2 tRNA genes are annotated in these 562 nt (G+C 38.8%); both read right to left on the reverse strand.

Going from position 1 to position 562, the window contains the following annotated elements:
* Positions 1–187: 187 nt before the first annotated feature.
* A tRNA-Ala gene (locus tag H6A27_RS14570) sits at positions 188–261 on the reverse strand.
* A 110-nt stretch (positions 262–371) separates the two neighbouring features.
* Positions 372–445 (reverse strand) — tRNA-Ile (locus H6A27_RS14575).
* Between the last annotated feature and the right edge of the window lie 117 nt (positions 446–562).

Consider the following 562-nt stretch of genomic DNA (forward strand, 5'->3'; position numbering starts at 1 on the left):
TATAATTCAGAGCGGATGATATATACTTTCAGCTCTTTTGGTTTTGACCAAAATTATTTACTCTTTTTCAGCTTGTTACATCATGTCAAAGATCTTCTTAAAATTCTGTTTTCTCTATTGAGAATACACATTTCTGTGGAGAATTTTATGAGATTGACTTGCTTCGCAAGTCTATCCTTGTATTCTGTGGAGAATAACGGATTCGAACCGTTGACCCCCTGCGTGCAAAGCAGGTGCTCTAGCCAGCTGAGCTAATCCCCCATGGCGTTGTTTTCAAAAGCGGGTGCAAAGGTAAACGTTTTATTTTGAACTCGCAAATAAAAAAGCAACTTTTTATTATATTTTTTCAACCAAGTAATCAGGTTAAAAAGTAGTCCCAGGCAGAGTTGAACTGCCGACCTCTACATTATCAGTGTAGCGCTCTAACCAACTGAGCTATAGGACTATATAATAAAAACAAACTTGTCTGTAGTACAAGAAAGAAAAACCTTCTTGTCTTTTACGGAATCTCTCCAGAAAGGAGGTGTTCCAGCCGCACCTTCCGGTACGGCTACCTTGTTAC

The sequence above is a fragment of the Bacteroides caecigallinarum genome, assembly GCF_016902295.1.
Classification (GTDB): Bacteria; Bacteroidota; Bacteroidia; order Bacteroidales; family Bacteroidaceae; genus Phocaeicola; species Phocaeicola caecigallinarum_A.